The sequence below is a fragment of the Shouchella miscanthi genome, from assembly GCF_007725405.1.
Taxonomy (GTDB): Bacteria; Bacillota; Bacilli; order Bacillales; family Bacillaceae_D; genus Shouchella; species Shouchella hunanensis.
Map to the genome: position 1 here is coordinate 4,111,297 of NZ_CP042163.1, position 20,516 is coordinate 4,131,812.

20 protein-coding genes are annotated in these 20,516 nt (G+C 39.1%); 10 read left to right on the forward strand and 10 right to left on the reverse strand.

Translation table 11 applies throughout. From position 1 onward, the window contains the following. Nucleotides 1–5 precede the first annotated feature (5 nt). The 4 genes from FPV17_RS20935 to FPV17_RS20950 are packed head-to-tail and all read left to right on the forward strand — an operon-like array spanning nucleotide 6 to nucleotide 4,052. The gene (locus FPV17_RS20935; RefSeq protein ID WP_144560306.1) at nucleotides 6–929 is read left to right on the forward strand and encodes an ABC transporter permease; all 924 of its coding nucleotides are present in this window, start codon (nucleotides 6–8) and stop codon (nucleotides 927–929) included. 13 nt (nucleotides 930–942) lie between these two features. Beyond that, nucleotides 943–1,932, forward strand: a complete 990-nt coding sequence (locus FPV17_RS20940; protein WP_035397313.1) for an ABC transporter ATP-binding protein — start codon at nucleotides 943–945, stop codon at nucleotides 1,930–1,932. Next, nucleotides 1,929–2,906, forward strand: a complete 978-nt coding sequence (locus FPV17_RS20945; protein WP_144560307.1) for an ABC transporter ATP-binding protein — start codon at nucleotides 1,929–1,931, stop codon at nucleotides 2,904–2,906. Before FPV17_RS20940 ends, FPV17_RS20945 begins: the two co-directional genes overlap by 4 nt. Before the next feature lie 21 nt (nucleotides 2,907–2,927). Further along, complete coding sequence (locus tag FPV17_RS20950; RefSeq protein WP_144560308.1) at nucleotides 2,928–4,052, forward strand: M20 family metallopeptidase; 1,125 nt, start codon at nucleotides 2,928–2,930, stop codon at nucleotides 4,050–4,052. Between the two features lie 602 nt (nucleotides 4,053–4,654). On the opposite strand, the gene FPV17_RS20955 is transcribed toward FPV17_RS20950, so the two are convergent. Continuing rightward, nucleotides 4,655–4,921: a hypothetical protein gene (locus FPV17_RS20955; RefSeq protein WP_144560309.1), complete on the reverse strand. Its 267-nt coding sequence runs from the start codon at nucleotides 4,919–4,921 to the stop codon at nucleotides 4,655–4,657. Nucleotides 4,922–5,017: 96 nt separating this feature from the next. Further along, nucleotides 5,018–5,326, reverse strand: coding sequence for a hypothetical protein (locus tag FPV17_RS20960; protein WP_144560310.1), 309 nt, complete (start codon nucleotides 5,324–5,326; stop codon nucleotides 5,018–5,020). 1,904 nt (nucleotides 5,327–7,230) lie between these two features. Between FPV17_RS20960 and FPV17_RS20965 the strand changes: the two genes are divergently transcribed. Both FPV17_RS20965 and FPV17_RS20970 read left to right on the forward strand, forming a co-directional pair. Then, nucleotides 7,231–7,998, forward strand: a complete 768-nt coding sequence (locus FPV17_RS20965; RefSeq protein WP_144560311.1) for a DUF421 domain-containing protein — start codon at nucleotides 7,231–7,233, stop codon at nucleotides 7,996–7,998. Between the two features lie 54 nt (nucleotides 7,999–8,052). After that, the gene (locus FPV17_RS20970) at nucleotides 8,053–8,946 is read left to right on the forward strand and encodes a diacylglycerol/lipid kinase family protein (RefSeq protein ID WP_060704637.1); all 894 of its coding nucleotides are present in this window, start codon (nucleotides 8,053–8,055) and stop codon (nucleotides 8,944–8,946) included. Between the two features lie 38 nt (nucleotides 8,947–8,984). Here FPV17_RS20970 and FPV17_RS20975 read toward each other — a convergent pair whose 3' ends face one another. After that, on the reverse strand, nucleotides 8,985–9,668 hold the full coding sequence (locus FPV17_RS20975) for a DsbA family oxidoreductase (RefSeq protein ID WP_144560313.1): 684 nt from the start codon (nucleotides 9,666–9,668) through the stop codon (nucleotides 8,985–8,987). A gap of 1,054 nt (nucleotides 9,669–10,722) precedes the next feature. Between FPV17_RS20975 and FPV17_RS20980 the strand changes: the two genes are divergently transcribed. Both FPV17_RS20980 and ribD read left to right on the forward strand, forming a co-directional pair. Continuing rightward, nucleotides 10,723–11,586, forward strand: coding sequence for an oxidoreductase (locus FPV17_RS20980; RefSeq protein WP_051667692.1), 864 nt, complete (start codon nucleotides 10,723–10,725; stop codon nucleotides 11,584–11,586). A 13-nt stretch (nucleotides 11,587–11,599) separates the two neighbouring features. Next, on the forward strand, nucleotides 11,600–12,703 hold the full coding sequence (ribD, locus tag FPV17_RS20985; RefSeq protein WP_246117087.1) for a bifunctional diaminohydroxyphosphoribosylaminopyrimidine deaminase/5-amino-6-(5-phosphoribosylamino)uracil reductase RibD: 1,104 nt from the start codon (nucleotides 11,600–11,602) through the stop codon (nucleotides 12,701–12,703). A 33-nt stretch (nucleotides 12,704–12,736) separates the two neighbouring features. Here the strand turns inward: ribD and FPV17_RS20990 are convergent, their stop codons facing one another. Next, the gene (locus FPV17_RS20990) at nucleotides 12,737–14,752 is read right to left on the reverse strand and encodes a hypothetical protein (protein ID WP_144560314.1); all 2,016 of its coding nucleotides are present in this window, start codon (nucleotides 14,750–14,752) and stop codon (nucleotides 12,737–12,739) included. An 8-nt stretch (nucleotides 14,753–14,760) separates the two neighbouring features. Further along, a complete protein-coding gene (locus FPV17_RS20995) occupies nucleotides 14,761–15,441 on the reverse strand; it encodes an ATP-binding cassette domain-containing protein (RefSeq protein WP_144560315.1) in 681 nt (226 codons plus the stop codon). Nucleotides 15,442–15,521: 80 nt separating this feature from the next. Here FPV17_RS20995 and FPV17_RS21000 point away from each other — a divergent pair, with 80 nt between their 5' ends. Then, on the forward strand, nucleotides 15,522–16,151 hold the full coding sequence (locus FPV17_RS21000; protein ID WP_035393360.1) for an NUDIX hydrolase: 630 nt from the start codon (nucleotides 15,522–15,524) through the stop codon (nucleotides 16,149–16,151). A 16-nt stretch (nucleotides 16,152–16,167) separates the two neighbouring features. On the opposite strand, the gene FPV17_RS21005 is transcribed toward FPV17_RS21000, so the two are convergent. The 4 genes from FPV17_RS21005 to brnQ form a co-directional block, all read right to left on the reverse strand. Beyond that, complete coding sequence (locus FPV17_RS21005; protein WP_035393361.1) at nucleotides 16,168–16,713, reverse strand: GNAT family N-acetyltransferase; 546 nt, start codon at nucleotides 16,711–16,713, stop codon at nucleotides 16,168–16,170. Between the two features lie 116 nt (nucleotides 16,714–16,829). Continuing rightward, a complete protein-coding gene (locus tag FPV17_RS21010) occupies nucleotides 16,830–17,762 on the reverse strand; it encodes a nucleoside hydrolase (RefSeq protein ID WP_035393364.1) in 933 nt (310 codons plus the stop codon). Nucleotides 17,763–17,835: 73 nt separating this feature from the next. Then, nucleotides 17,836–18,150, reverse strand: coding sequence for a CHY zinc finger protein (locus tag FPV17_RS21015; protein WP_060705526.1), 315 nt, complete (start codon nucleotides 18,148–18,150; stop codon nucleotides 17,836–17,838). Then, nucleotides 18,147–19,493 carry a branched-chain amino acid transport system II carrier protein gene (brnQ, locus tag FPV17_RS21020; RefSeq protein ID WP_144560316.1) on the reverse strand — a complete coding sequence of 449 codons (1,347 nt, stop codon included), beginning with the start codon at nucleotides 19,491–19,493 and terminating at the stop codon, nucleotides 18,147–18,149. Before brnQ ends, FPV17_RS21015 begins: the two co-directional genes overlap by 4 nt. Before the next feature lie 170 nt (nucleotides 19,494–19,663). Here brnQ and FPV17_RS21025 point away from each other — a divergent pair, with 170 nt between their 5' ends. Beyond that, on the forward strand, nucleotides 19,664–19,933 hold the full coding sequence (locus FPV17_RS21025; RefSeq protein WP_246117088.1) for a 4a-hydroxytetrahydrobiopterin dehydratase: 270 nt from the start codon (nucleotides 19,664–19,666) through the stop codon (nucleotides 19,931–19,933). Between the two features lie 117 nt (nucleotides 19,934–20,050). Here FPV17_RS21025 and FPV17_RS21030 read toward each other — a convergent pair whose 3' ends face one another. Beyond that, nucleotides 20,051–20,440, reverse strand: a complete 390-nt coding sequence (locus FPV17_RS21030; RefSeq protein ID WP_060705528.1) for a hypothetical protein — start codon at nucleotides 20,438–20,440, stop codon at nucleotides 20,051–20,053. Nucleotides 20,441–20,516: the final 76 nt, after the last annotated feature.

Sequence of the window (20,516 nt, forward strand, 5' to 3'; positions counted from 1 at the left end):
TCTAAATGGCTTTACAACCAGAACCGCAACTGCCTGGCTCTCAACAACTAAGTACACCTATTAGGAAAGGACGACTCAAACGCTGGAGTCAATTGTTGTGGCGAAGTAAGACAGGGACAGTTGGTTTTTTTATCGTTGTTGCTGTCATTTTAGTGGCAGTTTTTGCTAGTGTATTAGCGCCTCACGATCCGAATGAAATTAACCCCATTAATATGTTACAGCCACCAATGTGGATTGAAGGAGGCTCCATCAGCCATATCCTAGGAACCGATAATCTTGGACGGGATATATTGAGCCGAATTATTTACGGTTCCCAAATCTCTTTATTAGTCGGAATAGCTTCCGTTGTTGTTGCCGGAATCATCGGTGTCACAATCGGCATCATAGCTGGCTTTTACGGAGGATGGATTGATTCCATTTTAATGCGATTAGTCGATTCTTTTTTGTCCATCCCTAATATCTTATTTGCTCTTGTTATTTTAAGCGTATTTGGTCCAAGTGTCTGGACGCTCATATTTGTTCTTGGGGTAACAAACTGGGTAAATTACGCGCGACTTGTTCGAGGTGAAGTACTCTCAATTAAAGAAAGGGAGTTTGTAAAAGCAGCTCGTTCTATCGGTGTAAAGAATCGGGTTATTATGTATCGTCATTTATTACCGAATGTCATCTCTTCTTTTATTGTTATCTCCACCTTAAGTGTCGCAACCACCATTATTTTAGAAGCGTCTTTAAGCTTCCTTGGTTTAGGTATACAGTCACCTGATATTTCTTGGGGCGGCATTTTAAGTGACGGACGGGATTATTTGGCAACAAGCTGGTGGCTCGCAACATTCCCTGGATTAGCCATTACAGTAGCAGTATTAGGAATAATTTTTTTAGGCGATTGGCTTCGCGATGTTCTCGATCCTCGTAGCCAAACCCGTCGGTAAGGAGAAGGTAAACATGAGCGAAGACGTTCTTTTGTCAGTAGAAAACCTGCAAACACATTTCTTTACAGAGAATGGTGCTGTTCCGTCTGTGAATGGTGTATCCTTTTCAATTAAACACGGGGAAACAGTTGCAATCGTAGGCGAATCGGGTTGTGGTAAAAGCGTGACTTCCTTATCAATAATGGGACTTGTGTCCTCCCCAGGAAAAATTGTCGGCGGTTCCGTTATGTTTAATGGTCAAGATTTGATTGGCATTAGCGATAAGCAGTATCGTAAATTAAGAGGCAACGACTTATCGATGATATTCCAAGAACCACTCACCTCTTTAAACCCTTTATTTACAATAGGAAATCAGTTAGCAGAAGTAATCTTACTACACCAAAATGTATCAAAAGAGCAAGCGAAAGAAAAAGGCATTGATATGCTTAAAAAAGTCGGAATTCCGCGCGCTGAAAAGGTCTACCGTTCCTTCCCACATTCCTTAAGTGGTGGTATGAGACAGCGTGTGATGATTGCAATCGCACTTGCTTGTAGCCCTAAATTACTCATTGCTGACGAACCTACTACAGCTTTAGATGTGACCATCCAAGCACAAATCTTAGGGTTAATGCGTGATTTAGTTCAAGAAAACGATACAGCGATTATGCTCATTACTCATGATCTTGGCGTTGTAGCAGAAATGGCAGATACTGTAATCGTTATGTACGCAGGGCAAGTAGTTGAAGAAGCCAATGTCTTCACTTTATTTGAGCATCCGGCTCACCCTTATACCCAAGGACTTCTTGCCAGCACGCCTAAAATTAATGAGCTTGAAGAGGAGTTAAACTCTATAGAAGGAACGGTCCCAACCCCTGATACCATGCCAACCGGCTGCCGTTTTTATCCACGTTGCCCTCAAGCGATGGAACATTGCGCTGTCGAAGCACCTCCATTGTTTGTAGCAGAAACCGGTCAGCGTGTCCGTTGTTGGCTTTTCAGTGAAGAGGAGGCAGCATCCATATGAGGGACGTATTATTAGAAACGAAAGGCTTAACTAAACACTTTGATGTAAGTGAAGGTTTTTTAAAACGAGATAAGAAGCTACTTCGTGCAGTTGATGGCGTTGATCTTACAATTTATTCTGGAGAAACACTTGGAATTGTAGGTGAATCTGGTTGCGGTAAATCTACACTTGGAAATGTATTAATGCGCTTGCTTGAACCAACAAGCGGAAGTCTTCTGTTTGAAGGTACTGATTTCTCATCCTTAAAGGGAGAGTCGTTACGAAAAAAGCGCGCTGATATTCAAATGATCTTCCAAGATCCATTTTCCTCCTTAAACCCACGAATGACGGTTAAAGATGTCATTGCGGAACCGCTAAAGACTCATAAAGTCGAATCAGGAAAAACCATAGTTGAGCAAGTGTATGAATTGATGGATGTTGTTGGACTTGATCGTTCCTACGCAAAACGTTATCCTCATGAATTTAGTGGCGGTCAGCGTCAGCGTATTGGCATTGCTCGGGCTATTGCTCTGAAACCAAAACTCATTATTTGCGATGAACCGGTGTCTGCTTTAGATGTTTCCATTCAGGCACAAATTTTAAATTTAATGGCGCGTTTACAAAAAGAATTTAACCTCACTTTCCTATTTATTGCACATGGTTTGCCTGCAGTTAAACATATTAGTGACCGAATCGCTGTGATGTATTTAGGTAAAGTCGTAGAACTTACTACAAAACAAGCACTATTTGAACGTCCAATGCACCCTTATACAAAGGGATTAATTAGCGCCGTACCTGTTCCTGATCCAAAAGAAAGGGACAAACGAGAGCGCATTGTTCTTGAAGGCGATATGCCAAGCCCTGTTAATCCCCCATCTGGCTGCCGTTTTCATACACGCTGTGCAAATGCGCAGGAAAAATGTGCGATTGAGGAACCTGCTTTTCTTGAAAGAGAACCAGGTCACTTTGTAGCATGTCATTATCCACTACATTAATCCGTTAAAGAGGTGATTACAATGAAGATCGCGTCAACAGAAGAGATGTTAAACATGCTAGAAAAGCTCGTTAACATTGATAGCGGATCTTATCATAAAGATGGCGTTGACCGAGTTGGACAACAATTAATCGACGCTTATCAAACAATCGGTTTTCATGCAGACATACATGAACAACACACATACGGCAATCATATTGTTCTTATGCATCACGAAGCAACAGAGCCAGACATCCTAGTTGTTGCGCATATGGATACCGTCTTTTTAGAGGGCACAGCGGCAGAACGACCATTTCACATTGTTGGTGAGCGCGCTTATGGACCAGGTGTCATAGACATGAAAGCAAGTCATGTCACAACGTTCTCTGCGTTACAAGCACTTCTGAATGCTAATAAGGAAGCCGCTAAAAACGTTGTTGTATTGCTAACGAGTGATGAAGAAATCGGCGCACCATCAGCGCGGAAGCTGATTGAGGCACAAGGTGCAGGCAAGAAAGCCGTGCTTGTGATGGAACCAGCTAGAAAAGACGGTTCCCTCGTCACGTCACGTCGTGGTGGCGGTAGATATACCTTGAAAGTCACAGGAAAAGCGGCTCATTCAGGTATTGAACCAGAAAAAGGACGGAGCGCGATTGAAGAACTTGCGCATAAGACGATTAAGCTACATCAGTTATCTAACCACGAAGAAGGCATTAGCGTAAATGTGGGGATTAGTAAAGGCGGTACATCAATCAATACTGTCGCTGATTATGCCGAAGGGAAAGTTGATATTCGCATTACCACTCAAGACCAAGCAGCACCTTTAGCAAAAGCTATAGAGAACATATGCGCTCAGCCTGATGTTCCTGATACGTCAATAGAACTTGAAGGCGAGATTACCCGCCCGCCAATGGAGCGAAACGAGCAAACCATTGCTCTATATGAAATCATTAAAGACGTTGCTTCATCATTAAATATTGATTTAACAGAAACAAGTACGGGGGGCGGATCGGATGCTTCTTTCACTTCTGCACTCGGTATCCCAACAATTGATGGAATGGGACCAATTGGCGGAAATCAGCACAATGACGAGGAATATTTAGAGATTGGTTCACTCGTAGAACGAACAAAGTTGCTTGTATTAACGATTGAAAGGTTAAGCAGTTAAATTCAAATCATTGTCTAAGACCAGAAATTAACAATGAACGTTTTAAAAAAATGCGGTGACGCCTACTGAAAAAGGAGCCGCATTTTTTGTATTAAGTTAAAAAGAACAATAACGAACCTATTCCAATATTAGTTCAGAAAATTAAGTTTTATTTCCACTCGAATGAATCTCATAATCCTTATATCGCTTTATAAATCCGAACATGCCTACAGGATGTAGGTACCAGACGTTGCCACACGACGTGGCGTTCTTAGCGTGGTTTCTTTGCAGCGGGAACGGCACCAGCCACTTCCACTCATATATATTTGCTCCTCTGCCTTCGGGCGCGTGCTGTACCCGCTGGAGTCGTCGCTCATTTCAGAAGTTAATATAACGAATACCTTTGTAATTATGTCGATGATTGTTCGTTATATCTCTTTTCAAAAGTAGTTATGAAATTGACTCACTTCTCAACTTTTTGAAATAACGACAATTATTGACCGGCGCTAAAGACCCATCATTTTGTCGTTTACTGTGAACTGAAAAATCAGGTTAATCTCTGACTTTCAATTCGATTTGAGGAAAAATGTTATCATAATGCTTCTTGACAGACACCTCAATGATCAAGTTTTGATCCAACTGAGTTTCAACTTCGAGCACTTCACTTTGAAACCCAAATTGAAGGCTCCTACGCTGGAATCAAAGTTTAAATAGACGGTATGCTTTCCCGGACCAATGGGAAGACTCACTTCTTTCCCTCTCGAAATATCTCCAAAATATTCTTCGTCAATATAAATGTCAAAACGGCGCTGCCAGCACAATAATTGGTTTTTTCGTACTAATGTAAGCCGTGATCCAGTTGGCGGATGCTGTTCCATTTGTGTAGACATTGAGTCCTCCTCAATAATTTTTTTGTTGTTCTCGTCATTTTAATTGAGTTAGTTAAAAAACGAAATAAAGTACAGAGAGATCTCCAATCGATCAACTCACCGTTGAAGCAAATCAAAAATAAAGGATACAACTGTAATTCCTAGCACAACAACAAAAAAACCAATAACGATAAAAAAGATAATATAGAAAATAAATAGTAAATTTACAGTCAATGAATTGTACTGCTTTCGGAGCCAATAATATAGAAAATAGGAGAGTCCTCCTCCAGTGGTGTGGTAAAAACCATTCCATATTTTCTTTAAAACAGTATCAGGGTTTTCAATAACACAGCTTTCGTAAATCCGCCTATAAACAGCACTGTAAAATAAAAGCCCCATTCCAGCAGAAATATTGAGTGCATACATACAGCAGATTCAAAAGTATATAAAGAGTTCAAGGGAATAAATAAACACGTATGAATCACATCCGAAATCGTTAATAGCATTAGATATTTCTAAGAATATAAATGAAGCTAAGTCCATTTAGAAACCTCAACACTTTCAAATAAATTCTTATGAAAAAAGCCATTCAATAAAAGCCAAACCCACTGTAGCAAGAGGAATTCCAATAGAGATAAAAGCTATTAAGTACAGCAGAAATACAAGCTTTGCAATCCCTAGTTTGTATTTTTTTATTAGCCAGAAATAAAAAAAGTAAGAAAGCCCCCCACCACATACATGATAAAAAAGATTCCATATTCTCTTTATTGTCGAATCGGGATCCTTTATAAGAAAGCTTTCATAAATAAGTTTATAAAGAGGACTCCAAATTAATAAACCTATGCCAGCGGAAATAGTAAGGCCGACAGCTATAAAAAGAAACGCAGATAAGAAAAATTGGACTAAAAACATGGTGCAACCCTCAAATTCAGCATCAATTGTTTAAGGAAAAATCGCTTCAATAATTGAGACAATAAACATTAGAAATAAAAATCCTACACAAAGATATAAAATCAAATAGAGAAGAGAAACTAAATTTGATGTGAAATAAGCGTAACGTTTATGTAACCAATAGTATAAATGATAGGAGAGGCCTCCACCTATAATATGGTAAAAAATGTTCCATGCATTTTTCATCTTATTATCCGTTTTTTCTATAAGAAAACTATCATAAATGTGTCTGTAAACTTTACTCCAAATTAAGAGCCCCACTCCAGCAGACACATTTAATGAGTAGGATGTTATTAAAAAAATATATAGAATTAATTTTACTGTTTCTATAAATAACTGGACCACTTCCTTTTAAAATATATTCTTTATAAAAGGGCGTTTTTTAGGGGGATATTCTTGTGATATTGGTTTTTTCATACTAATATCAGCCGTGATCCAGTTGGAGGGTGCTGTTTCATTAGGTATGTACCTATTGTTAGATCCCGGCATGCTCCAGAATTTCACTTTGCTCAAGGAACGTAATTAAGATCTTATGTTAGAACTTGTTTTGTTTTGCTGTTCATTATAAACGAGTTAGTTAGTTAAAAACGAGACAAGGTTTAAAGCAATTGTAAGACCTAAAATTGAAAAAGGAATAGAAGCAATGAGGTAAAGAGAAAAAAATAGCTTAGTCTTAGGAATAGAATGACGATCTTTTAGCCAAAAATAAAAGAAATAAGATACACCTCCGCCCGTTAAATGATAAAAGAAATTCCAACTTTTTTTAAGGGGAGTATTAGCATCCACAAACATCAAACTGTTATATGAAAATTTAAAGGGTTTTTCCCAAACCAATAAACCAAAACCGGTTATAAAAATCATCCCAAAAGTAATGAAAAGAAAAAACGTTAAAATAAGTTCCGTAGTACTAATAATAACTCACGTCCTTATAAATCTTAGATAAAGTGGAAGATTTTTTCTACTAAAGTCAATATGACATTATAAAAAATACTCAATATCAGTAGAGACATATATAGCATACATAAAGCTGATGCAAAAGGGTATAAAAAACCTAAAGAGCACTTTTCACGTCTAATGAAAGATCCAGTTAATTGATGTTGCTAAAATGGTAGTGAAAATAAGACCGAACAATATAAAAATAACAAGGTATAGAATGAATAAAAGATTGACAGTCAATGAATTGTACTGCTTCCTTAGCCAATAATAGAGAAAATAGGAGAGTCCTCCTCCAGTGGTGTGGTGTCCCAGCCTCTTTCATATTAAGCGCCTTTTTTCTCTTCAAGTTTTGTCACGTCATTTAAAGGCCGTTTTGACCAGTATGGTGCCATAATGGGACCGGTAATACACCCTCGTCCTCCATAGAAGGAAGAGGATGTTTTTTGTTACATTCAATCGCGTTTTTTAATCAAGTTGCCCCTAACAAAAGGGCTATTACCAAGCCGATTTGGAATAATTGCATGTTTCTTGATTCTTTCGCTCATACTTTAAACGAGGTGATCGGCTTGGACCAACTACTGTCCACACTTATACGTACGGTAATTATGTTTATCGCCGTTTTAATTTTCTTTCGCTTAACAGGAAAAAAAGAGCTTGGTGAAGTAAGTGTTCTTGATGTCATCATTACATTAATGATTGCTGAATTAGCTGTTGTTTTAATTGATGATCCTGAACTGCCTCTATATAGAGGGTTGGCACCTATTGCTCTTCTCATTCTCCTGCAGCGTATCTTCACTTATTTACAAGTAAAAAATCAAAAATTTCGAGATCTCGTCGATGGAGAACCAGTCATTATTATTAAAGATGGACAATTTTTACAGGAAAACTTATCGGATCAGAATTACAATATTGATGATATTATGTTGCAGCTACGGGATAAAAACATTGCTGATGTACAAGAAGTTGACTGGGCGATGCTTGAAGCCTCTGGTACATTATCTATTTTTAAAAAAGGGGATAACACACCCTTTACCTTGCCTTTGATTATGGATGGTGTGCTGCAAAAAGATCACTTAAAAATCCTAAACCTTACGGAAGAATGGGTTCATCAACAGCTAAATAAGAAGGGCATCGTTGCCGTTGAGCACGTTTTTTACTGTAGTTACTTCAATAACACATTTGCCGTTCAGAAAAAAACGATAGCACCGTAGTTGAAATGAAATAAAAAGGGTATAGATGTATAGAAGAGGTGAAGTCACGTGACCATGTATACGAAAGCACTGCTCATTTACAATCAAGCAGCTGGACAAGGTGAACTAGAAGATTTACTTAAAGACATTGTTCCTAAATTAGCCCCTTCCATAAAAGAATTCACTTTATACCAAACCGAAAAAGCAGGAGACACGGAAGCTCTATGCGTGGAGAATGGAAGCAAAGTGGACTTAATCCTCATTATGGGTGGAGACGGTACGGTTCACGAATGCGTAAACGGACTTATGCAGCAGGCTGGTCGCCCAATCGTTGGTATTTTACCAACAGGAACATGTAACGATTTGTCCCGTTCATTGAACTGTTCAAAAATAGACGATGCAGTGGATGCTATACTTGCTGGCAACACTACCGACATTGATATCGTTAGCCAAAACGATCGTTATTTCAGCAATTTCTCTGGAATTGGCCTTATTACAGAAGCATCAAAAGAAATTGAGGAATCAACTAAAGAATCGTTTGGTAAATTAGGCTATATCATTAGTGCCATCCGCTCCCTGAAAGAACCCACCCCTTTTTCATATGAATTAACAACCAATACAGGTGTAAAGAAAAGTGGAGAAGCGGTTATGATCTTGGCTATGAACGGTCAATACATCGGAACGGTTGGCTTGTTTAATGACGTTATCTCTTTAAACGATGGCATCCTTCACATGTTTATCGTGAAAGAAGCAGGCGCAACGTTGCTAAAGAATATGTATAATCAAGCACGCACAGACGAAGGATGGCTCGATCATCCAGAGCAATTGGAAATGCTTGATGTCGAACAGTGTTCTCTTATTACATCACCTGTTCTTGATATTGATAGCGATGGAGAAAAAAAAGATACCACACCAGTAACGTATCGTGTTCATGAAAAAGCATTGACCTTCATCCATCACCAACAATAAAAAGAGGAATCCAATAAGTGTTGGATTCCTCTTTTGGTTTAACAGCTTCCATCTGAACATGTATCGCCTTGATTCACTACTTGAATCTGAGAGGCATCTTCTTCTTTTACCTTTTCTAACACTTGAAGGAACGCCTCTTTAGGCTGAGCTCCTGAAACAGCATATTTTCGGTTAAAAACAAAGAACGGAACGCCTTGAACCCCAATTTGGCTTCCTTCTGCCTGATCTTGCATCACAACGTCCTTATACTGATCGCTGTCTAATACGGCATTTACCTCTTCTTTCCCTATACCTGCTGTTTCCGCAATCGCTATTAGCGTTTCTCGATCGCCAACATAACGCCCTTGGACAAAATGCGCGTCCAATAGCGCCTCCATTACTTCTCCCATTTTCCCTTTTTCTTTCGCTAAATGGCTTAAGCGATGAGCATCCATTGTATTCACAACTCGGACACTCTCTAGATGATAGTTTAAACCTACTTCTTTGGCCTGAGCAGTGACTTGACTATTCATTTCTTTTGCCTTTTCAACAGGGACATTGTACTTTTTCGCAAGAACCGTCACCATGGACTCTGTCGAGTGCTGTGGTGCACTAGGGTCAAGCTGAAAACTTTTAAACGTCACGTCAACAGGTTGATCAAATTCATCTAAAGCCTGCTCAAACTTTCTCTTTCCGATATAACAAAACGGACATGCAACATCCGACCAAATCTCTACTTTCATTCTTCATTCGCCCCCTTCTTTTTATACGATATACCCATCAATAAACAAGTGCAACGGATGTGCTTTTAATCACCGTTTTATATCCTTTTAAAAAGAAATTATAAAAAAAAGTGATCCAATGTGATCTCTCCTGCGTTAGCTAGGTAAGTAAAAACAATAAAGCTTTTTAAAAGGAGGTTCTGTCATGTTTACAGATATTCTCGTTCAAGCTTTTGAATCCGTTTCTAGCATTATCGGTACTCTTGGTTAATTTTCTTTTTCCTTATTTTCAAACTGGAGGTGGACCTTATGTTTACAGATATTCTTGTTCAAGCTTTTGAATCAGTTTCTAGCATTATCGGTACTCTTGGCTAATTCTCTTTTTCCTTATTTTCAAACTGGAGGTGGATCTTATGTTTACAGATATTCTTGTTCAAGCTTTTGAATCAGTTTCTAGCATTATCGGCACTCTTGGCTAATTCTTTTTTTCTTATTTTCAAACTGGAGGTGGATTTTATGTTTACAGATATTCTTGTTCAAGCTTTTGAATCAGTTTCTAGCATTATCGGTACTCTTGGCTAATTCTCTTTTTCCTTATTTTCAAACTGGAGGTGGATCTTATGTTTACAGATATTCTTGTTCAAGCTTTTGAATCAGTTTCTAGCATTATCGGTACGCTTGGCTAATTCTCTTTTTCCTTATTTTCAAACTGGAGGTGGATCTTATGTTTACAGATATTCTTGTTCAAGCTTTTGAATCAGTTTCTAGCATTATCGGCACTCTTGGTTAATTCTCTTTTTCCTTATTTTGAAACAGGAGGTGGATCAAATGCTCACAGACGTACTTACACAACTTTTTGAATCGGTGTCTAGCATCGTGGGAACTCTTGGGTAATCAATATGAACGGGCAGTGATCCTTATCGCTGCTCGCTTTTTTTGTTTTTAACACGCCAAAGCACTATACACGGCTACCTCCTCCAATGGCTCCTAACGTCTTTAGCAACCTTCTTTTTGGCAAACCCTCATAAGACTAGTGTAGTATGGAGACAGTGATTGCTTAAAAGGAGCAAATGATATGAAGCATACAGCGCTTATTACCGGTGCAACAAGCGGAATTGGCTTTGAAACAGCCAAGTTTTTACTAGCGAGCAACTATCGGGTAATCATTGCCAGTCGAAATAAAGAAAAAGGGGAAGCCACCGTTAGACTTCTCCGCTCTTATGGAGCTGTCTCTTTTTCTTTCCTCGATTTAGGGAACCTTTCTTCCATTCAAACCTTTTCAGAAAGCGTACCATTTTCAAGATTGGATTTACTTATCAATAATGCAGGGGTTATGATTCCACCATATGAGCTTACAGTAGACGGTTTTGAAAGACAGTTTGGTACGAATCATCTTGGTCACTTCGCATTGACCGGGTATCTTTTGCCACTCTTAACTTCTACTCCTTCATCCCGTATTGTGACGATCACAAGTATCGCTGCCATTAAAGGAACGATTCAGTTTGCTAATTACAATGGAAAGTATGGTTACAATCCGATGACCTTTTACCGACAGAGTAAGCTTGCCAACTTTTTATTTGCTCGAGAGCTGGATCGACGTTTAAAAGTACATCAAAAATCCACTATTAGTGTCGCTTGCCATCCTGGGCTAGCTTATTCAAACTTGCTCTCCAAAGGCTCAGGCAAGAAAGCACATTGGTTGATTCGCAGCATTTTACCCTATCTTGTTCAATCAGCTGAACAAGGCGCTGCATCGACATGTTATGCTGCCACAAATGCCACGCTTAACGGCGGAGAATGGATTGGGCCTAGTGGCTATAGGGAATGGTACGGGGAACCTAAACCTCAAACAACTGGGGATACTATTTTTAATAAACACCAAGCACAGTCTTTATGGTCGCTGTCAGAAAAACGAACCGGTATCTATTATTTATCGTAAGGAGTGTTTACTTATGTCTGATCAAATGTATATGAAGCTAGCCCTTGAAAATGCAAAAGCCATGCTAGGTCAAACAGGGGCAAACCCTATTGTCGGCTGCGTACTTGTAAAAGAAAGTCGAGTGGTTGGAATAGGTTCTCATTTAAAAGAAGGAGGGCCACATGCAGAAATTCATGCGCTTCAAATGGCGGGTGAGCATGCAAAAGGTTCAACAGCTTATGTTACCCTCGAACCATGCTCACACACAGGTAAAACAGGTCCTTGCGCAGATGCTTTAGTGAAAGCCGGTGTAAAGAAAGTCGTAGTCGCTTCACTTGATCCCAACCCTAAAGTAGCTGGTAACGGAATAAAACGTCTCAAAGATGCTGGCGTTTTAGTCGAAGTTGGCTTATTAGAAGAAGATGCTACACAATTAAATGAAGTATTTAACTTTGCTATCGTTCAAAAAAGACCGTTCGTGACGTTAAAAGCTGCTGTCTCCCTTGACGGGAAAATTGCTACGAAAACGACTCACAGCAAATGGATTACATCCCCTACTGCACGGGAAGATGTACATCGACTTCGAAGTGAACATCAAGGTATTATTGTCGGCATTGAGACCGTCTTAAAAGACAACCCCTCATTAACGGCTCGTATTCCTAATGGAAGAAACCCGGTTCGCATTATCGTTGATTCGCAAATGCGTATACCGTTAGACTGTAACGTAGTCAATGATGAGGAAGCCCCTATCTATCTCTTTACCTCTGCTGCACCAGCTCATAGAGCCAAAGAAGCCGCATTAAAAGAGAAAGGTGTACACATCTTTTACACAACGAATCAGGAGAAGGTCGATGTAGATGAGATGCTTGCTACGTTATTCTCAAAAGGCATCACCTCAACGCTTCTAGAAGCGGGTGGCACATTAAATGCTGCTTTTCTAGAGCAACAACACGTACAGAAATGTATTCTTTATATCGCCCCAAAACTTATTGGTGGACGAGATGCACGAAGCTTTTTTGAAGGAATCGGTATCGAAACAATGGATCAGGCGATTCCGCTAAAGTGGGCAGAAAGCTCCGTTATAGGACCTGACCTAAAGATTGTCGCTTATCCTCAATATGAAAATAAAAAAACCTAAATGCGCTCTACATGGCTGCATTTAGGTTTTCGTTTATTCAGAACGCCATTGTTTTTTCGCTTTTACTTTCTTAAGCAAAGGGAAGCCTAATGAAAACAGAATCATTGTTAGTACAAGCACAATCGGGACAACCTGTATCATTAGTAACCTAAAGCTCGTTCGCTGTGTTTCCACAAACCATGTGGCGTGATGCCCATTTTCAATAAACGTAAGAAACGGATACTCGTTTAAATAGTTCGTGAACAATTCATATTCAAATTCGTTAATGGATAAGTCAGTCGGAATCAAATAGACTGGCATGTACAGTTGTTCGTCTACCTTTGTTTCAGTAACATAAGATTGAGGCAAAATGAACGTTTCATAGGTGAAAAAATGCTCTTGTTCTACACTATAGGCACGAAATGGTAGCGTTTCTTCATCTGTCATGAACTCAAAGCTGCCATGATCATCATAGATTATTTGCTGAAGCGCTACTTCTTCACCTTCAAGATAAACGGGCTGTTGGTAACTAAATTTTGCTGACTCTTTCCATGGAAAATGAATAATTGAAGGTGCATCACCTTGTTGAAATGACGCTATTTCCTCCATGCCTAATTGCTTTAACACCTTTGGCCACTCATCGTCTTCTACCGCTAATACTTGAGATGCGAAAAACAGATCTCGTTCATCTTCTAGTCCATTTACAATCCAATCTTGGAGCCCCTTTAAATGCAAAGCCGAAACACCGTCACGAGCCAATGCATCTGTTAAATCGTCAAACTGATCGATGGCTCTTCTATCTAATAAATGAGCGCTTGTATACGGTTGTTTTTCTAAATAATGATCATAAAGATCATCACTGACTTCATTTTCACTATGGAATTGGTTATAGTCCACTACAGATTGAATGAAAGGTATCATTAAGACTGAACAACTAAGCCCAATTAAACTTGAAACAATGAGGGTTGTTGTTCTATTCATTTGTTTACTTACAAAGAAAACAAGAATGAACCATATTGTAAGAAGGATACTGGCGATGATCATATAGGTGTAATCAATAGGTATATGCATTTGATTATTTACATGGTCTTGACGATAGAAGATTGAAACACCTATTACGTGGCTCCATCTCTCGCCAACATACTGAAAGGCTATATAAGCTATAAAATAACTGATGCTGACTAAAAGCATGGCAACGATACTAAACAATACGATACAAGCCAATGTTGTTTTCTTCGGCGACAAGCCATAGTACATGGCCGTTGACAATCCAGCACGAAAATCAAACAATGACAGAAGTTGCACGGCAAGCCATGCTAGGATGATCATATTCAATAAGAGGAGTAGACTATAAAACACGATGATGGTACTACCCTCCGAAAGCTTCTCAAAAGGTGGATTTTGATAAACCGGTTGGCGTTGTATGGTGATGTCAAAAGTCTCCTTCAAATCAGAAGAAACAGTTGAAACCGAATCCATTTCTACTAATCCAGCAATATAGCCTTCCTCTACCTCTCCAACGGTTAGCGCTGAATAAGATGCTTGATAAGCTTGCAGCTCTTCATATACACCTGTAATCGTAATATCCTTTCGATCGCCTGTGCTAGACTCAAATGTAAGTTGGTCACCAAGTGAAAAATCTTCATCGATCGCATAAAATTGATAGCTATTAATAACCCATTCATGTTCATTCTGTGGCCACTCTCCAATAAGAAGAGTCGTCCCATTTTCATGAAAATAAGGTTCACTATTCCTTTGGACGATTACCGTTGCTCCCTCATATGTATACGCCTCTGGCTTACTTTTTACATATGGTTGGTAAACGGAATCTAAATCCATGAATCGATCAATTTCTGACTTACTTAAATCGACTTTAGACTGAATTGAATAAAGGCCTAAGTTCCCTCCATCACTTGATAGCTGGTTAACCTTATTTGCATGAATGGCAACTTGCAAACTAAAAAACAACGACGTAAGTAACACTATAAGCAATAGTACGTAAACTAAAAACAACCGAAATCCTTTCTTTGACTGAAAAGCTGTGCGATTGCCCATTAAAAAATAAATCATCTTCATTCCTACTCTTGCACCCTTCCTCGTTCTAGGCGCGAATGATCCTCTAATACTCCGCCCTTTATAGACAACATTCCGTGAGCCTGCTCTGCTTTTTCTAGCTGAGATGTTGTGAATAGAAAGGTGATTTGTCTTGACCACGTATATTGAATGAGTTTTTTTAACATCGTAGCATCTTCTGGCTCTTCCATTAGGACTAGAGAAGGGCTCATCCAGAGAGCACGGATCATTCGTACCAGTTCCTGTTCAACAGTGTCAAGATCTTTCACGTATTTATGGCAAAGATGTTCTGCATGAAAATAGGCGAGCAATTGTTTTAAGTGCTCTTTATTTGCATAAGCCTTTTTGTTTAGCCACTTATTCACCTGTAAATTTGCTTCAACCGTCGCTTCAGTATGTAACAATGTTCGACTTGATACAAAGCCAACTTCCTCTCTGCGTATACGAGCTGCTTCTTCTTCATTCACATTTGTTATCGTATGTTGACCAATCGTAATTTCACCACGACTTGGTTTTTTGATTCCTAACAATAAATCCATCAGCCATTCTCTCTCATGCTGATTTTCTAAAACGATTCCAACCGCTTCACCATGGCGAATGGAAAAGGTAATATCCTCTAAAATCATCTTTTTTCTGTAAATAACCCTTTCATTTACTGATAATTGTTTAACACGGACATACTGCAAATGCTTGCTCCTTTCTTAAAGAATGAATGTTTATTCTTATGCTATACTAGACTCTGTTAGCGTATAGAGGAGGTTCCATTATGAATAATGAAATGATTTCGTATTTTACTCATGCTAAAAAGCCGCTCGGGTCGACCAGTCGAGAACAAATTCACCAGAACGGGTTATGGCATGAAACGTTCCACCTTTGGATGATAAATAACAACAATCGAGAACCCCAAATCTACTTACAACTCAGAAGTCAGACAAAAAAAGATTTTCCGAATTTATTTGATATTACAGCTGCTGGTCACTTACATTCTAAGGAAACAACACTAGATGGCTTAAGAGAAGTCGAGGAAGAACTCGGTATAGCGTTATCATCAGACGACATATACTTTATTGGTCAGTTTCTAGATAGAATTCATACAAAGCCATTTCTAGATAACGAAATCGCTTCTTCTTACGTTCATTTTACATCCCAATTGATAGAGTCGTTTTCGCTACAGAAAGAAGAAGTAGCTGGAATGGTGGCTATACCTTTTCACCAATTCAAAGAGGTGTGCTTTGGTTTGTCCAACTCAATGGTCGCCTCCGGCTATAAAGAAGAGGGAAATCAGCGCATCGCTCTAGAGTACGAAATCACGCTAGATGATCTTGTTCCCCATTCCCTCTCTTACTTAAAGCAAACGGTCATTGCATTGGAAGACGCGCTACAGCGTCAAGTTTAAAAAGGAGTCGAGAGCCTTATCCCTCTCGATCTTCTCGCAAACAGCCCATAATAAGCTGGTCATAGTAAATACCTTTTACACACTCGGCTCTTCTTAACCTTCCTTCTATTTTAAATCCACACTTTTCGTACGTTCTTAGAGCAGCATCGTTTCCACTCCATGTATCTAGCTGTACACGCTGCAAGTTCAAATCTTGAAATAAAAATTCCACAAGCAAATTCAACGCTTCCGTCCCATATCCTTTTCCCCGTTCACTCTCAACACCAATGGAAATACCAATTTCAGCACTTCTTGCAATCGGATTTACATCTCGATAATCACAGTTTCCAATATGCGTATTGGTCTCAGCTACATAAATAGCAAAAATGTTTTCCGTTTTCCTCTCTTTTATGACTCGTTTATCATAGAGCGCTTCTACTTCTTCCATTGTCACATGACCATAGAGCGCAGCATAAGAACCCGCAGCTAAACGAGCGGTGTTTTCATCATTTCTCCACGTAACTTGTCTAATAAAATCTGTCTTCGATGCTGGTCGTAATTCGATTCGGTTTCCTTTGATCAAACACAAAACTCCTTTTAATATAATTTTCCTTCTTTTCTGTCATATATAGATATGTTCCATATGTTTTCATAAACATCACCCTTCCGTCTCATGTATAACATAAGTATACCAATGTTTTATTCGCCTGCATAGAAACTGAACATCGCTTTTTCGTAATCGTTTAGCAGTTGTTTTTGATTAATCGTCCACGCAATCTTTTGTTGTCCAATTGGACTATCTGGTCTTAAATCCATAAACGTCATTCCCGTTGCTTCCCCTGTGGTAACCACTTCAATATCACGATGTACGTATGTTGCTAAAGATGGATTTGCCATAATAAGGAGGGGAACAATGTCATGAATAGGTGGCCCAGATAGTTGAGGTTGTTTTTCTTGATAGTAGTTTATATATACAGAGAGAATCGCTTGAATGGTGCTCCCAAAAGTAGAGTGACTTGTTAAGCGTTGAACGAGAGGAGGAGTTACTATCGCCTGTGATGTAACGTTTAAAGGTGTGATGGTTGTTTGAAGGAATTGAAAAATAAAACGTGCACTGACAGAATCGCCATAAATATTAGCTTCAGCTACAGGCGTACGATTACCAGGAACGAAAAAAGCCCCGCCCATAATAAAGACATTTTTCACCTGATTGAACTCGTTCTCATATAAATTCAACGCACTCGCCAACGCCGTCATTCTTCCTAACTCTATAATGGTTAGCTGCCGATTATAGGTCGTAAGAATGGAACGTATGGTGTCGAAACCCAATCGATTTCCTGGGAAATGATGTTCAGGCATGATAGAGCCAAGCCCTGCTTCTCCATGAATGTCAGGGTAAGACACTTCTTCAAACTCTGAAAAAGAACGAAAAGCAGCAGGGATCACTGGTATATGAGACATCCCTGCTACTTTTAATAGATATTCTGCGTTTACTGTGGACTGGTCTTTTGTAACATTTCCATAGCTAGTCACAATGCCAACTAATTCAATCTGTGGGTGCATGATGGCTAGCATAATGGCCATTGCATCATCTATTCCTGGATCACAGAATAACAAGACATAATGCTTCATGTACTTGCCCCTCTCTCAATGTCCTACATTATTTTATGAGAAGCAGTACCGAATCATACTCGTTCCTTTCCCTTTAACAATCAAAATATAGATGATTATGCAATGAACAGTTTGGGTTAAAAGCGACATAACAATGTGGACATTGATCAGCGTTCAAGTACTGATGAATCGTTAACAGCTCTTTACAAACTCCACACATAATGGCCTGTTGCTCAAAAGCTGTTTTTGACCATTGGGTTCGTACATGCTCAACCGCTTCATCATGGCATTTGTAACATGGATAAAAGTCATGGCAACACGCAAACTGAATAGCTACTACATCAACCGCTGTCGAATAGTGAACACAGCGTGTCTCTGTATCAATTACTCTTCCCTTTACTACCTTCAATCTCTAGGCTCGCTTCCTTTAAATACCGGACTTAAGAGAAGACCAATGACAAAGCCAATTAAAGCCGGCAACGCCCATGCAAAGCCAATATCGTCAAAAGGTAGTGGAACTGCGCGTAAGAAATTCCATGATTCATTTGCAGCCATTAAGCCTTCATTAATAGAGACAATGGCCGTAAACAGGACGGTCATTTGGTAAACAATACGTCTTCTTTTAAATAATGGCTCAAGGAACGCTAGTAGAATAAGCACAATAGCTATCGGATAAATAAAGACTAATACCGGGATAGAAAATTCAATAATTGTGCTTAACCCAAAGTTTGATATACCTAAGCTAAATAGGGTAAAAATAATTACAAACGCTTTGTATGAAAGGCTAGGAAAGAGCTTGTTGAAATAGATAGAACAAGATGAAATTAAGCCCGTTGCAGTTGGGATACACGCTGCTAAAATAATTAAGCCTAATAAAATATTGCCACCTAAACCGAAGTATTCAAATGAGACACTTGCAAGAATTCCTGCTCCTGAGTCAGCTGAAATAGCCGAAGCACTAATGGCACCAAGATAACCAAGGCCTGCATAAACGGTACCTAGACAGATGGCAGCAATAATTCCCGCTTTCCATGCTGTTCGCTTCACAATCCGCTGATCCGTCACGCCAAAATCTTTTATTGCTTTTACTACAATAATACCGAACACAACTGCTGCAATTGTATCCATTGTTAGATAACCTTCCGTAATTCCGCGGAAAAATGGATAATCATTGAAAGAAGAATCAACAGGTTCAAGATACGTTCCTAAAGGGTTAAATAAGACCGTTACAAGTAAAATAGCAATAACAAGTAATAAAAACGGCGTAATAATTTTTCCAATACGGTCAACAAATTTTCCTGGACTTAGTGATAAATAAAATACGATAGCAAAGTATGCAACTGAGAAAAGAAACAACCATAGCGGACTAGATGCATTAAGGCTCTCACTTCTTTCAATAAATGGAAGAATACCAATTTCATAGGATACCGTTCCCGTACGAGGAACCGCAAAAAACGGGCCAATCGTTAGAAAGGTTAGAGCTGTAAATCCTATCGCAAAATAAGGATGAACTCTACGTCCAAGGCCTTCAGCGTCATCACTTCCTACGTACGTAATTGCCATAACACCAAGTATAGGTAAACCTACCCCTGATATTAAAAATCCTATAATCGCTGGCCATGCATTTGATCCAGCACTCTGACCCAGCTCTGGTGGGAAGATTAGATTACCTGCACCAAAGAAAAGTGAAAAGAGCATCAACCCAATATAAAGTGTTTGCTTGTTTGATATACCACTTAATTGGTTCATCATGTCACCTCTCTGTTTAAATTATCTGACTAATTATGTCATTTGAGAATTGTATCACATTTTGTCAAATTATGTCCATATAATTTTCATGTAAAATCTTCCTTCAAAACAGATGGTTAGTATGTGAACAAAACAGGTATAAAGAAAGACATACTTTTTTAGGAGGAATGATTTTGGGTCAGTTAATAAAAGAAGCCGAAAAATTAGAACACTGGACAGTTGAAGGAGAAACTTTAATCAGAAGTTTTTCTTTTGATGACTTTTTAGCCGGGATAGATTTCGTCCAAAATGTTTCTGCCTATTCTGAAGGAGCTCAACACCACCCCTATATCATTATTGACCATACGACCATCACCATTAAATGGACAACAGTTGATAAAGGGAAGCTTACACAAAAAGATCTTGACGCTGCTAGAGCCTGCGATCAATTCTATTCGCATTAATTGATGGATAAGCCAGTAGTGATTCACGCATTCTGCATGAATCACATAAATCCCTCAGCAAAAAAGACTATCCTTTCCCCATTTATAGGGTGTGGGTAGTCTTTTTATCTATTCTGCCTACTCCTCTTTTGAACTTGATAAAAACGCTAGTATGGCGAAAAGGAAAAAGCTAACAACAACCGTCATGCCTCCACCAATATAGAGCCCAAGCTGTAGCGCATTCGGAATAGCAAACGGTTCATTTGTATACAGCCACATACCGACTGTAAGAAGCACAGCACCAACGATGCCTGTCCACGCTTGCAAACTTGCTAGTAGCTGTTGCTTCGGCTTATAGAGCTTATGAAAGACACTCCAAGCAAAAAGGGTTAACCAGCCTAAAACAAGAACATGGGCATGAATAGCAGATAACGCATAAGATCCGCCTCCTGCCATATGCGCCCCCATCATCACACCCCATAAACCAAATAACGAGGACACGATTAACAATAGCTTTGAATGGTTCATTACGTAATCTCCTCCTTTATTTAATATTATAGCTATTCCTTATGAACGGATATACTTTAAAGGGAAAGACAGGTAC